This is a genomic window from Amycolatopsis sp. SID8362 (assembly GCF_010550475.1).
Lineage (GTDB): Bacteria > Actinomycetota > Actinomycetes > Mycobacteriales > Pseudonocardiaceae > Amycolatopsis > Amycolatopsis eburnea.
The window spans coordinates 1-12,330 of sequence record NZ_JAAGNB010001112.1; the positions used below are offsets into that span (position 1 = coordinate 1).

Here is a 12,330-nt window from a genome sequence, read left to right on the forward strand (position 1 = left end):
GGCGGGTCCGCGGTCAACGCGCTCGTGACGGTCTCGCCGGTGGAGTGGGGTAGCCGCGTCGAACTCGAGCTGCGCGGGATCGTGGGGCCGGTGAAGTGCCGGCTGGTCGCGATCTCCAAGGCGGGCGACGAGAGCGTGGTCTCCAGCTGGGCGGTGCCGCCCAAGGGGTTCGGCATCCCCGGCTCGCCCGAACCGTTGCGGTTGCAGGGAACCATCTCGCTGGCGATGGACCAGATCTCGCGCTTCGAAGTCCGTGGCGACGACGGTTCGGTCCTCGTTTCCGTGCAGCGCTGACTCTTTCTTTCCCCGATAACGCGATGACCTGGATGAATGCTGCCTGGTTGCGTTCTCGTTGATAACGAACAGATAACGGGCTGGTCGCTTTTGAACCTCAAGGCGCTGGGATCCGTATCCCCCAATGCATCCCCCGATGCGTCCCGACGCGGCGGAACCACCCGACCCGAACTCCGGTTCCGCGCGAATCTCGACGTCAAAACAACGGTAGTTCTTGCCCGGGCTGCCGCGCTGCTGAAGCGCGCGCCCGGAAAAACGAACGAGGTGAACTAGTCTATGGCCCGGAATTCTCGGTCCCCCGTGACGGGCAAGCACCGCGTTGCCCGCCGAACCAAGATCGCGATGGGTGCGATCGGCCTGGCGATCGCCGTCGGCGCGCTGGCCGTCGCGGTCACCGCGGGCCGCACGGGCGAGGCCAGCGCGGACCCGGCGGACCCGTCGTTCTTCATCGACATCAACAAGGTGCCCGCCGGCAACAACGTCAACGCGGCCTTGAAGAAGAAGGGCGCGCAGGGTTCCTTCACCGTCGACTGTGGAACGAACGCGGACGGCGCGCACCACAACCCGGACAACTTCATCGCCCAGCCCGGGATCAAGAACGGTGCCCAGCACCTGCACGACTACGTCGGCAACGTGACCACCGACGCGGACTCGAACCTCAAGAGCCTGCTCGCCGGCGACACCACCTGCAAGAACGGTGACCAGTCCGCCTACTTCTGGCCGGTCATCCGCATCGACCGCGAAGACGCCGCGGCGAACGCGAGCGAAAACCAGCAGGCGCAGCAGAAGCAGCGGGGCAAGACCGGCGACGTCCAGCAGGACCAGAGCGGCCAGGACGCCCAGGCCGCGCAGGAGCAGGACCAGCGCCAGCGCGACGGCCGCGGTGGTGGCCGGACGAGCGCCGGGCGCACCGACGGCCAGAACGCCCAGCAGCAGGACGGCCAGGACCAGAACCGCGACGGGCAGCAGCGCCGGCAGCGGAACCAGGACCAGAACAACCAGCAGCAGAACGGTGACCAGCAGAACGGCGGCGACCAGCAGAACGGCGGCCAGAACCAGGGCCAGCAGCAGAACGGCGGCCAGCAGCAGGAAGAGCTGGGCGGCCCCCAGGGCGCGAACGAAGAAGTCGGCGACAACGACGGCGAGATCATCGAGCCGGAGTCCGCGACCCTGAAGTTCATCGGCGGCGGCGCCCAGCAGGTCACCGCGATGCCGCTCGGCCTGCGCGTGCTGTACGGCGACGCCAAGCAGAGCACCAACGGCCCGGCGAACGCCCGGCCCAGCTGGACGTGCACCGGCTTCGAGGACCGGCTGACCGACCTGTACCCGATCTGCCCGCAGGGCAGCAAGGTCGAGCGGATCCACGCGTTCCCGAACTGCTGGGACGGCAAGAACACCGACAGCGCGAACCACCGCACGCACATCGTGTTCGCCGACCAGCAGGGCAAGTGCCCCAAGGGTTTCAAGAACGTGCCGCAGCTGCAGGTGACGCTGGTCTACGACGTCCCGCAGGACGTCCAGCAGAACGGTCAGTACAAAGTGGACGCGTTCGCCCAGGAGAAGCACAACCCGCGTTCCGACCACGACGACTTCGCGAACGTGATGAGCAAGCAGATCATGGGCCGCCTGGTCAACTGCATCAACTCCGGCAAGGCCTGCGCCGAATAGCGCCCGGCCTCCCGCGAACCCCGGCCCGGCGGACCCTTCCCTCCACCTCACCCCCTTTCGGTCCGCCGGGCCGGTAGCACCACCCCCCGAAAACCGCGGGACCCGTCGGTCCCGCGCCCCGAAACCCCGGTCCGGTGGACGCTTTCCCTCCACCTCACCCCCCCAGTCCGCCGGGCCGGGAATCCCCACCCCCACCCCGATCCGGCCCAGCCGGATCAGCGAAGGAGGAACCGGCGGGAGTCGCTCCCGCCCCGCGAGTTCCGGCCCGGTGGACGTCTTCCCTCCACCTCACCCCGCGTCCACCGGCGCCGGAACTCAATCCCTCCAAGGAATTTCGATCGACCAAAGTGGACGCGAGAATGCCTGGCAAGCGCCATCCGCCTCGGCCACAGGAACCCTCACAGGAAGCGAGATTCGCTCCCAGCACCAGGCGATCTCGGTCCCGCAAGCGAAATCACCTCGGCATCGGCCCCGGTAAGCGAGATCCGCCCCGGCACCAAAGTGATCTCGGCCCCGCGAGCGAAATTCACTTCAGCATCGGTCCCCGGCAAGCGAGATCCGCCCCCAGAAGCCAAGTGATCCCCGCCCCGCAAGCGAAATTCACCTCAGCCCCGTCCGTGGCAAGCCGGATTCCCCTCCCGGCCAAGCGAACCCCGCCCTCCGCATCACGCGGGGGACCGCCCCGGCCGGTGGGATCCACTCCCCAGTCAAACGAACTCCGGCCGCCGATCACCCGGCAGACGAGACCCCCCCGCACCGGTCGATGGCCCCTCAGGCCCCCGGTCCCCGCAGCCCCGGTCCGGTGGATGCTTCCCTCCACCTCACCCCCCTCATCCCCCGGACCGGCCCCCGTCGCGGTCCCCGTGCCCCGGCACGGGGGCCGCGGCCCAGAAGTCCAACGGCACCCGGCCCGCTCCGCGGCCCCACGCGTCGAGCAGGCGGCCCATCAGCTTCACGCTCCGCAGCGTCACCGCCCGGCCGGTGATCTCCAGCCACGGCAGCTTCGCCGCCAGCAGTGCCTCCACCGCGACCGTGTCGTGCTGGGAAGGCAGCCACAGCACCAGCATCAGGTTCGCCGCACCCGTCAGCGCCGCGCACATCCGGACCTCCGGCAGCATCGCCAGCGATCGCGCGGTCGTCTCCAGCTTGTCCGGCGGGACGCGCAGCCACAGCGTCACCGTCACCGGGGCCGGGGAAGCCGAGCGCGCGATCTCGCACCGGACGCGGATCGCGCCGCGGCCCAGGAGGGCGTCCAGGCGGCGCCGGACCGTCGTCGCCCCGACGCCCAGCGAAGCCGCCAGTGAGGCCGCCGACGCGCGGGCGTCCGCGCCGAGGGCCAGGATCAGCGCCCGGTCCGCGTCGTCGAAGCGCAGCGGTGCGCGGTTCCTCGCCGGCTTAGCCGAAAGCGCCTCGCGCTGGCCCGGCGAAATCGCCCGGACCCGCCACCGGCTGCCTTCGGTGAACATCCGCGGGGACAGCACCGTCCGCGTCCGCACCACGCCGGGCACCGCGGGCGTGTACGCGGCCAGCTCGCGCAACGTCGGCGTGACCACGTGGGCGAGCAGGTCGCACGGCCCGGCCAGGTGTTCGACGGTGGCCACTCGCGGGTCCGCGGCCAGCGCGGACGCCACCGAGAGCGCGGTGCCGGGCGCGCAGTCGATCTCGACGAACGCCAGCGACAGCCGCGCGGTCAGCTCGCCGCCGACGTACGCGGTGAGCCACGCGTCGCCGCGGTCGACGAGCGTGTCCCAGCGCCGGGCGGCGGTCACCGCGCCCACGCCGAGCGCCTGGCCGAGCGTCGACCAGGACGCCCGCGGCGCGGCCTGGAGCGCGTCGACCAGTTTGAGGTCCTGCTCGGCCAACATGGCGGATTCTTCGCTCATCGGGCTCCGCATCGGTGGTTCCGGTGTTTTTCCCCGGCCATTGTGCTCGACACTTGCATGATCAGCGGATGACCCTGCGCTCGGACGCCGCCGCCCTGCTCGACGATCTGGTCGCCCTCCGCCGCGACCTGCACCGCATCCCCGAGATCGGCCTCCACCTGCCCCGCACCCAGGACCGGGTGCTCGCGGCGCTGGACGGCCTGCCGCTGGAAGTGAGCCTCGGCAAGAACCTGTCGTCGATCACCGCCGTGCTCCGCGGCGGCAAGCCCGGCGGCACCGTCCTCCTTCGCGGGGACATGGACGCGCTGCCGGTCACCGAAGCCAGTGGCGAAGAGTTCAGCTCGACCATCGACGGCGCGATGCACGCGTGCGGCCACGACCTGCACACCGCGGGCCTGGTCGGCGCGGCCCGGCTGCTCGCCGCCCGGAAGGACGACCTGCCCGGCGACGTCGTCTTCATGTTCCAGCCCGGCGAAGAAGGCTGGGACGGCGCCGGCCACATGATCGAGGAAGGCGTGCTGACCGCGTCCGGCAAGCACGTCGACGCCGCGTACGGCCTGCATGTCTCGGCCGCGAGCTACGCGAAGGGCCACTTCGTCGCCCGGCCTGGCACGCTGATGGCGGCCTCGGGCGCCCTCGCGGTCCGCGTGCTCGGCGAAGGCGGCCACGGCTCGTCCCCGCACGACGCCCGCGACCCGATCCCGGCCGCCTGCGAGATGGTGACCGCGCTGCAGACCATGGTCACGCGCGCCTTCGACGTCTTCGACCCGGTGGTCGTCACGGTCGGCACGTTCCACGCCGGCACCCGGCGCAACATCATCCCGGACGACGCGAAGTTCGAAGCCACCCTGCGCTCGTTCTCGCCGGAAGTCGCGGCGCGGGTGGGGGAGCGCGCGGTCGGGGTCTGCCGCGGGATCGCCGCCGCGCACGGCCTCGACATCGAAGTCACCTACGAACCCGAGTACCCGGCGACGGTCAACGACGGCGCGGCCTACGACTTCGTCGCCGACACGATCCGCGACGTCTTCGGTGCGGAACGGTTCACCGAGATGGCCGATCCGATCACCGGTTCGGAGGACTTCTCCCGCGTGCTCGAACGGGTTCCCGGCGCGTACCTCTTCCTCGGCGCCTGCCCCGGCGACCCGGAAACCGCGCCGGACAACCATTCGCCGCGCGCCCGCTTCGACGACAGCGTGCTCGGCGACGGCGCCGCGCTGCTGGCCGAGCTCGCCGTCCGCCGCCTCGGGCACCTGGCCGGGTGACGCGCGTGCGCAGCTACCACTGGCCGCCGCTGCTCCCGGTCGTCGCGCTGGTCCTGATGCCGTTCCTGCCGTTCGTCAACACCACCGGGCTGTGGCTCGGGCTGCCGCGGATGGTCGTGTGGGGCGCGTTCTGGTGCCTCATGTTCACCCCGGCGCTGCTGCTGTCGGAACGGCTGATGCGCGGACAGGAGGACGAAGGATGATCCTGGCCTTCACCCTCGCCGGAATCGTGCTGATCGGCGTGCTCGGCTTCGTCGGGCGCCGCCGCCCGGCCGCGGACCTGGCGGAATGGACCGTCGGCGGCCGCAAGTTCGGCGCCGTGACGATGTGGTTCCTCCAGGCGGGGGAAGTGTTCACCACCTTCACCTTCCTCGGCATGGCGGGCCTCGCGTTCTCCGGCGGTGTCGCCGCGATGTACGCGCTGCCGTACGTGCCGATCGCCTACGTCGTGCTGTTCTTCCTCGCGAAACGCCTGTGGACGATGGGCAAGGACCGCGGCTACCTCACCCAGGGCGACTTCCTCGAAGACCGCTACGGCAGCCGGGCGCTCGGCACGCTGTCCGCGGTGCTCGGCGTCGTGTTCGTGCTGCCCTACCTGCAGCTGCAGATCACCGGGCTGGGCCTGATCGTCCGGCTGGTCACCGGCGACAGCGCGTCCGGGACGCTGAGCATGGTCGCCGGCAGCGTGCTGGTGGTCGCGTTCGTGCTGTGGGCCGGGCTGCGCGGCGTCGCGGCGACGTCCTACTTCAAGGACGGCATCATGCTGGTCGCGCTGGTCGTGCTGATCATCGCGGTGCCGACGCACTTCGCCGGCGGGATCGGGGGCGTGTTCCACAAGATCGAACAGCTGCACCCCGAGAAGCTGATCGTCCACAGTGGACCGAACAACCACGTCTGGTTCGTGACGAGCATGCTGGTCAGCGCGATCGGCGTCGGGCTGATGACGCTGCCGCACTCGTGGCCGGCGCTGATGTCGGCGCGCGACCCGAAGGTGCTGCGGCGCAACTACGCCTGGATGCCGGTGTACGAGCTGTGCTTGCTGCTGCCGATGGTCGTCGGGTTCGCCGCGATCCTCGTGGTGCCCAAGGGGAGTGACCCGAACGGCGTACTGCTGACGCTGTCGAAAGACGCACTCCCGACGTGGGTCACCGGCGTCATCGTGGTCGCCGCGACGGCCACCGCGATGGTCCCGGCGGCCGGGATCCTGATCGGCATCTCGTCGCTGGTGGCGCGCAACATAGCCCGCGTCTCGAGCGGCCGCAAGCAGTTCTGGATCAACCACGGCACGGTTGTGCTCGCGAGTACCCTTGCCCTCGTGCTCGGCATCTTCCGGCCGGACCTGCTGGCCAACCTCCTGTTGCTGACCTATTCGGGGTCGGTCCAGCTGGCCCCGGCGAACCTGCTGGGCTTCCTGAAGCGGGTGCCCGTCGGCAAGGGCCCGGTGTTCGCCGGCCTGATCGCGGGCGAGCTCGTCGTCATCTGGCTGACCTTTGTGGACAAACACTTCGCCGGCACGGTCAACGTCGGCCTGATCGGGCTCGGCGTGAACGTCGTCGTGCTCGCGGCGGCCGCGGTGGTCGCGCCGCGCAAGACTGCTCTCGTGGAGGCGGCGTGACGCGCACGGTGTTCACCGGTGGTTCGGTCTTCGACGGCACGGGCGCCGAGCCGGCGGCGGCCGACGTCGTGGTCGAACACGGGCGGATCGTCGACGTCGGCACGGACCTCGACGGAGACGACAGCGTCGACTGCGCGGGCGCGGTGCTGCTGCCCGGGCTGTTCGACTGCCACGTGCACGTCACGGTGTCGGACATCGGGCTGCTGTCACGCGTGCAGAAGCCGTTCTCCTACCAGTTCTACGAAGCCGCGCGGAACCTGTGGGCGACGCTGGGGCTCGGCATCACGACGGTCCGGGACGCCTCGGGCGCGGACCTCGGGATCAAGCAGGCGGTCGACGACGGGCTGATCCCGGGCCCGCGGCTGCAGATCTCGGTCGGGCTGATCAGCCAGACCGGCGGCCACGGCGACAGCTGGCACCCGTCCGGGCTGTGCGTGCCGCTGCTGGTGCCGCACCCGGGCCGCCCGGACGCGACGGTCGACGGCTCCGACGAGATGCGCCGGGTGGCGCGGACGCTGCTGCGCGCGGGCGCCGACGTCCTCAAGGTGTGCACGACCGGCGGCGTGCTGTCGCCGCGCGACGACCCGCGCCACTCGCAGTTCAGCCCGGAGGAACTGGACGTGCTGGTCGCCGAAGCGTCGATGCAGGGCCGCCCGGTGATGGCCCACGCCCAGGGCGCGGCGGGCATCAAGAACGCGGTCCGCGCCGGCGTCCGGTCCATCGAGCACGGCATCTACCTCGACGACGAGGCGATCGAGCTGATGCTCGGCCACGGCACCTGGCTGGTGCCGACCCTGATCGCCCCGGTCAACGTGGTCCGCGCGGCCGACGCGGGCGTCGACCTGCCGGCCGCGGTGGTGGCGAAGGCGCGTGAAGTGGTGGAGGTGCACCGCGATGCGGTCCGCCGCGCGTACGCGGCGGGGGTCCGGATCGCGATGGGCACCGACAGCGGCGTGGGCCCGCACGGGACGAACCTCGAGGAACTGGCCCTGATGGCGGCGTGCGGCATGACCCCGGCGGACGTCCTGGAGGCGACGACCTCGTCGGCGGCCCGCCTGATGGGCCTGGACGGCGAGCTGGGCCGCCTGGAGCCGGGCCTGCGCGCGGACCTCGTGGTGGTGGCGGGCGACCCGTACGACTTCCCGGCGCTGGCTTCGAACATCCGTGAGGTCTGGAAGGACGGCGTCCGGGTGGTGTGAGGGCGTTAACGCGGGTCGAACCGCAGGGTGGTCGCGGCGGCTTCGGCGGGTGGTCTCCGGGCCCGGCGCGACCGCGGCGCGGCCCCGAACCAGCCGGTGTCCCGGCGGCGCACACGACCCGGATCGGCGTCGTGTTCGGCATCCAGGCGACGGAGTTCCTCAAAGGCCGGTTCGGTGCGGGTTCCGTTGCCCTGAGCCGAGACGTAGTGAATGACTCATTCATGTCGTCCGACGACATGAATGAGTCATTCACGTCAGTCCACCGCGGCGGGCCGCCGTCGACGGTGATCCCGGCCTCGTCGAGGAAGCCGCAGCTCGTCCGGGGACCACATGGCCCGTCAGAGCTCCGGGCTGAGCAGGTCCCGCAGCGCGGCCGCGAACTTCGCCGGGTTCCGCTGCGGCGCCAGGTGCGCCCCCGGGACCTCGGTGAACGGCAAACCCAGCTCCAGCGCCAGGATCTTCGCCGGCTGGTAGTGGTACCGGCCGCGGCTGCCCTCGCCGGCCACCGGGAAGATCTCCGTGCTCGCCCGCCGCAGGGCGCGCAGGTCCGGCAGGTAGTCGAAGAACTCCGTCAGCTCGCGGTCGAACAGGCGGATCCAGTCGGCCTCGTGCGGCAGCCGCAGGTTCGGCAGGTCGGGCAGGGCCGCGCCCGCGATCGCGTCGGCGAAACGCGTCACGGCGGTCATCAGCTCGCCGGACCGGGCCAGCCGGACCTGTTCCGCCGCCGCTTCGAGCCAGCCGCCCGCGTCCGGCATCAGGTGCACCGCCGGGGGTTCGTGCGCGACCAGGGCGCTCACCCGGCCGGCGTGGCGGGCGACCAGGTCGAGGCCGATCAGCGCGCCCGCGCTGGTGCCGAACACGAGCGCCGGGCCGTCGGTGGCGTGGTCGAGGACCGCCAGCGCGTCGTCGGCCTGCAGCCGCACCGGGACCGGGCCCGTGGTGGTGTCGGTGCTGCCGAAGTGCCCGCGCCGGTCGTAGGTGATCACGGTGTAGTGCGCGTAGAGCTGCTTCGCCAGCGCGCGGTAGGAGTCACCCGCCCCGGTGCCACCCGGGATCAGCAGCAGCGCCGGGCCCTCGCCGCCGCGGCGGACGAGGAGCTCACCGTCCTGAACCGGGCAGCGGCTCTCCGAGATCATGCTTCGAAGTGAAGCACAAGCGCCACAAGCTAATGTGCGCGGCATGACCGAACGTCGAGCGATCCTGAGCGGCTCCACCTTCGAGGAACAGATCGGGTACGCCCGCGCGGTCGTCCACGGCGACCGCGTGTACGTCTCGGGCACCACGGGCTTCGACTACGCGGCGATGACGATCTCGGACGACGTCGTCGAGCAGGCGGCCCAGTGCGTCCGCAACATCGAAGCGGCACTGGCGGAGGCGGGCTGCACCCTCGCCGACGTGGTGCGGGTGCGCTACCTGCTGCCGTCCCGCGCGGACTTCGAGCCGTGCTGGCCGGTGCTGCGCAAGGCGTTCGCGGAAGTCCGCCCGGCCGCGACGATGCTGGAGTGCGGCCTGGCGGACCCGCGGATGAAGATCGAGATCGAGGTGGACGCCCACCTGCCGGGCTAGATCCGCTCGATGATGGTCGCCGTCGCCAGTGCGCCGCCGGCGCACATCGTCACCAGGGCCGTCGAGGCGTCGCGGCGCTCCAGCTCGTGCAGCGCCGTCGTCAGCAGTCGCGCCCCCGTGCTGCCCACCGGGTGGCCGAGCGCGATCGCGCCGCCGTTCACGTTCACCCGCGCCGGATCCGGGCCGACGACCTGCTGCCACGACAGCGCGACCGACGCGAACGCCTCGTTCACCTCGAACAGGTCCAGGTCACCCACCGTCATGCCGGTCCGCGACAGCACCCGTTCGGTCGCGCGGATGGGGCCGTCCAGGTGGTAGTACGGCTCGGCGCCGACCAGTGCCTGCGCGAGGATCCGGGCCCGGGGACGCAGGCCCAGCGCCGCCGCCCGGTCGGAATCGACCAGCAGCAGCGCCGCCGCGCCGTCGGAGATCTGCGAGGACGTGCCCGCCGTGTGGATGCCGTCCTCGACCACCGGCTTCAGCCGGGCCAGGCCTTCGGTCGTCGTCTCGCGGAGGCCCTGGTCGCGCCCGACCAGCCGGGTCTCGCCGGTGGGTGCGCCCTCGGGGGAGAGCACCGGCGCCTTCACCGGGACGACCTCGCGGTCGAAGTGCCCGGCTTCCCACGCGGCCGCCGCCTTCTGCTGGGAGGCGGCGCCGAACGCGTCGACGTCTGCCCGGGTCAACCCGCGCCGGACCGCGATGCGCTCGGCCGCGCCGTACTGGTTGGGCAGGTCGATCGTCCACGACGACGGCCGCGGGGACGCGCCCGCGCGGTTGGTGCCCAGCGGGACGCGGCTCATCGCCTCGACCCCGCAGGCGACGCCGACCTCGATGGCGCCGGCCGCGATCAGGCCGGCGATCAGGTGCGTGGCCTGCTGCGCCGAGCCGCACTGGGCGTCGATCGTCGTCGCGCCCGCCGTCTCGGGCAGGCCCGCGTGCAGCCACGCCGTGCGCGTGACGTTGTTCGACTGCTCGCCCGCCTGCGTGACGCAGCCGCCGATCAGCTGCTCGACCAGTGCCGGGTCGATCCCGGCCCGGTCGGTCAGGGCGAGCTGCGCGGCGCCGAGCAGCTCGGCCGCGTGCAGGCCGGCCAGCAGCCCGCCCCGCTTGCCGATGGGGGTTCGCACGGCTTCGGCGATGACCGGCACGCCCATGTCGTCCCTTTCGTCGGGAAACACTGTTCACTGACCCAAAAACTAGAACAAGTTATCGTTTCTGGCAAGCCGTCGCAGGATCGACGTCATCTTGATCTTGACAAGGTGAGCGGGTGCTCACCTGCCCTCATCGGTCAAGTTAACGGGTTTCACTAAACGGTCTTCCGTTGGTTAACACCGTATGCTCTAATCCAACTTAGAACGTGTTCCAAGCCGAACCGTGGGAGGCAACGTGGCCGCTCCGCTCATCCCGGCAGGGTTCGACTTCACCGATCCCGATCTCCTCGCCCAGCGACTCCCGGTGGACGAGTTCGCCGAGCTGCGGCGGACGGCACCGGTGTGGTGGAACCCCCAGAAGCACAACACCGCGGGGTTCCGCGACGACGGCTACTGGGTCGTCTCGCGCCACGCGGACGTCAAGGAGGTCTCCCGCGACAGCACGCTGTACTCGTCGCGGGAAAAGACCGCCATCATCCGCTTCGACGAGAACATGACCGAGGACAACCTCGACGCCAACCGCCTGGTGCTGCTCAACATGGACGCCCCGCAGCACACCAAGCTGCGGCGGATCGTGTCGAAGGGCTTCACCCCGCGCTCGATCTCGAAGCTCGAGGACACCCTGCGCGACCGCGCGGAGCGGATCGCCCACGAGGCCCGCAAGAAGGGGAGCGGCGACTTCGTCACCGACGTCGCGTGCGAGCTGCCGCTGCAGGCGATCGCCGAGCTGATCGGCATCCCGCAGGAGGACCGGCTCAAGATCTTCGACTGGTCCAACCAGATGGTCGCCTACGACGACCCGGAGTACGAGGTCGAGCCGCTGGAGGCGTCCACGCAGCTCATCGGGTACGCGTGGAACATGGCCGAGGACCGCCGCAAGTGCCCGATGGACGACATCGTCACGAAGCTGATCCAGGCCGACGTCGACGGCGAAGCGCTCGGCTCGGACGAGTTCGGCTTCTTCGTCATCCTGCTCGCCGTCGCCGGCAACGAGACGACGCGCAACGCCATCACCCACGGCATGAAGGCGCTCCTGGACCACCCGGACCAGTGGGAGCTGTTCAAGGAGCAGCGGCCGAAGACGGCGCCGGACGAGATCGTCCGCTGGGCCACCCCGGTGGTCGCCTTCCAGCGCACCGCCACGCGCGACACCGAGCTGGGCGGCGCGCAGATCCGCAAGGGCGACCGCGTCGGCATGTTCTACAGCTCGGCCAACTTCGACCACGAGGTCTTCGACGACCCCGAGAAGTTCGACATCCTCCGCGAGGACAACCCGCACGTCGGCTTCGGCGGCACGGGCTCGCACTACTGCATCGGCGCGAACCTGGCCCGCCTGGAGATCGACCTGATCTTCAACGCGATCGCCGACGTCATGCCGGGCATCACGGAGGCGGCGCCGCCGGTGCGGCTGCGGTCCAGCTGGCTCAACGGGATCAAGCACTACCCGGTGCGCTACGCCTGAGGAACTCCAGGACGCGCTCCCCGGTCAGCGCGGCGGCGGCCGGGTCGTGGTCGGGGCCGTCCGCGTCGGTGTAGAAGTGGCCGATGCCCGGGTACGTGTGCACCCGGGCATCGGCGCCCGCGCGCATGGCCGCTTCCAGCCACGCCGCGACCTGCGCCGCGGGCGCGATCGGATCGGGCTCGGCGACGTGCACCTCGACCGGCAGGCCGGGGCGGGCGCCGGCGGGCAGG

Annotated in this window: 11 protein-coding genes and 1 pseudogene; 8 read left to right on the top strand and 4 right to left on the bottom strand. The window is 71.0% G+C overall.

The genetic code is table 11. The features are described from left to right. Together G3I65_RS34870 and G3I65_RS34875 are read left to right on the top strand one after the other, a co-directional pair. Window positions 1-294 (top strand): annotated as a pseudogene (locus tag G3I65_RS34870) (zf-HC2 domain-containing protein); the annotation flags it as partial. Window positions 295-570: 276 nt separating this feature from the next. Beyond that, window positions 571-1,962, top strand: coding sequence for a DUF1996 domain-containing protein (locus G3I65_RS34875; RefSeq protein WP_160699873.1), 1,392 nt, complete (start codon window positions 571-573; stop codon window positions 1,960-1,962). A gap of 830 nt (window positions 1,963-2,792) precedes the next feature. Here the strand turns inward: G3I65_RS34875 and G3I65_RS34880 are convergent. Further along, window positions 2,793-3,845 carry an Lrp/AsnC family transcriptional regulator gene (locus tag G3I65_RS34880; RefSeq protein ID WP_239071637.1) on the bottom strand — a complete coding sequence of 351 codons (1,053 nt, stop codon included), beginning with the start codon at window positions 3,843-3,845 and terminating at the stop codon, window positions 2,793-2,795. A 68-nt stretch (window positions 3,846-3,913) separates the two neighbouring features. Here G3I65_RS34880 and G3I65_RS34885 point away from each other — a divergent pair, with 68 nt between their 5' ends. Genes G3I65_RS34885 through G3I65_RS34900 form a run of 4 tightly spaced genes read left to right on the top strand, consistent with a single transcriptional unit; the run spans window position 3,914 to window position 7,921 of the window. Beyond that, window positions 3,914-5,107: a M20 family metallopeptidase gene (locus G3I65_RS34885; protein ID WP_160699874.1), complete on the top strand. Its 1,194-nt coding sequence runs from the start codon at window positions 3,914-3,916 to the stop codon at window positions 5,105-5,107. Window positions 5,108-5,112: 5 nt separating this feature from the next. Then, window positions 5,113-5,310 (top strand): hypothetical protein, encoded by a 198-nt coding sequence (locus tag G3I65_RS34890; RefSeq protein ID WP_166640966.1) that lies wholly within the window; start codon window positions 5,113-5,115, stop codon window positions 5,308-5,310. Continuing rightward, entirely contained in the window at window positions 5,307-6,722 is a 1,416-nt protein-coding gene (locus tag G3I65_RS34895) for a sodium:solute symporter (protein WP_160699876.1), read from the top strand. Before G3I65_RS34890 ends, G3I65_RS34895 begins: the two co-directional genes overlap by 4 nt. Next, window positions 6,719-7,921 (top strand): amidohydrolase family protein, encoded by a 1,203-nt coding sequence (locus tag G3I65_RS34900; protein ID WP_160699877.1) that lies wholly within the window; start codon window positions 6,719-6,721, stop codon window positions 7,919-7,921. Before G3I65_RS34895 ends, G3I65_RS34900 begins: the two co-directional genes overlap by 4 nt. A gap of 338 nt (window positions 7,922-8,259) precedes the next feature. On the opposite strand, the gene G3I65_RS34905 is transcribed toward G3I65_RS34900, so the two are convergent. After that, window positions 8,260-9,057, bottom strand: a complete 798-nt coding sequence (locus G3I65_RS34905; RefSeq protein ID WP_160699878.1) for an alpha/beta hydrolase — start codon at window positions 9,055-9,057, stop codon at window positions 8,260-8,262. Window positions 9,058-9,100: 43 nt separating this feature from the next. Here G3I65_RS34905 and G3I65_RS34910 point away from each other — a divergent pair, with 43 nt between their 5' ends. Further along, complete coding sequence (locus G3I65_RS34910) at window positions 9,101-9,487, top strand: RidA family protein (RefSeq protein ID WP_160699879.1); 387 nt, start codon at window positions 9,101-9,103, stop codon at window positions 9,485-9,487. On the opposite strand, the gene G3I65_RS34915 is transcribed toward G3I65_RS34910, so the two are convergent. Further along, window positions 9,484-10,641 carry a steroid 3-ketoacyl-CoA thiolase gene (locus G3I65_RS34915; protein ID WP_160699880.1) on the bottom strand — a complete coding sequence of 386 codons (1,158 nt, stop codon included), beginning with the start codon at window positions 10,639-10,641 and terminating at the stop codon, window positions 9,484-9,486. The two genes, G3I65_RS34910 and G3I65_RS34915, sit on opposite strands and share 4 nt — an antisense overlap. A gap of 232 nt (window positions 10,642-10,873) precedes the next feature. On the opposite strand from G3I65_RS34915, the gene G3I65_RS34920 reads away from it, so the two are divergent. Beyond that, window positions 10,874-12,100: a cytochrome P450 gene (locus tag G3I65_RS34920; RefSeq protein ID WP_163046804.1), complete on the top strand. Its 1,227-nt coding sequence runs from the start codon at window positions 10,874-10,876 to the stop codon at window positions 12,098-12,100. Here G3I65_RS34920 and G3I65_RS34925 read toward each other — a convergent pair. After that, window positions 12,072-12,330: dienelactone hydrolase family protein (locus G3I65_RS34925; RefSeq protein WP_160699882.1), on the bottom strand; the 259-nt coding region annotated here is incomplete at its 5' end. The two genes, G3I65_RS34920 and G3I65_RS34925, sit on opposite strands and share 29 nt — an antisense overlap.

Bases quoted from the DNA above. Each gene is read 5' to 3' on its own strand.
- G3I65_RS34895 (WP_160699876.1), top strand. From the start codon at position 5,307: ATGATCCTGGCCTTCACCCTCGCCGGAATCGTGCTGATCGGCGTGCTC.
- G3I65_RS34905 (WP_160699878.1), bottom strand. From the start codon at position 9,057: ATGATCTCGGAGAGCCGCTGCCCGGTTCAGGACGGTGAGCTCCTCGTC.
- G3I65_RS34875 (WP_160699873.1), top strand. From the start codon at position 571: ATGGCCCGGAATTCTCGGTCCCCCGTGACGGGCAAGCACCGCGTTGCC.
- G3I65_RS34915 (WP_160699880.1), bottom strand. From the start codon at position 10,641: ATGGGCGTGCCGGTCATCGCCGAAGCCGTGCGAACCCCCATCGGCAAG.
- G3I65_RS34880 (WP_239071637.1), bottom strand. From the start codon at position 3,845: ATGAGCGAAGAATCCGCCATGTTGGCCGAGCAGGACCTCAAACTGGTC.
- G3I65_RS34885 (WP_160699874.1), top strand. From the start codon at position 3,914: ATGACCCTGCGCTCGGACGCCGCCGCCCTGCTCGACGATCTGGTCGCC.
- G3I65_RS34910 (WP_160699879.1), top strand. From the start codon at position 9,101: ATGACCGAACGTCGAGCGATCCTGAGCGGCTCCACCTTCGAGGAACAG.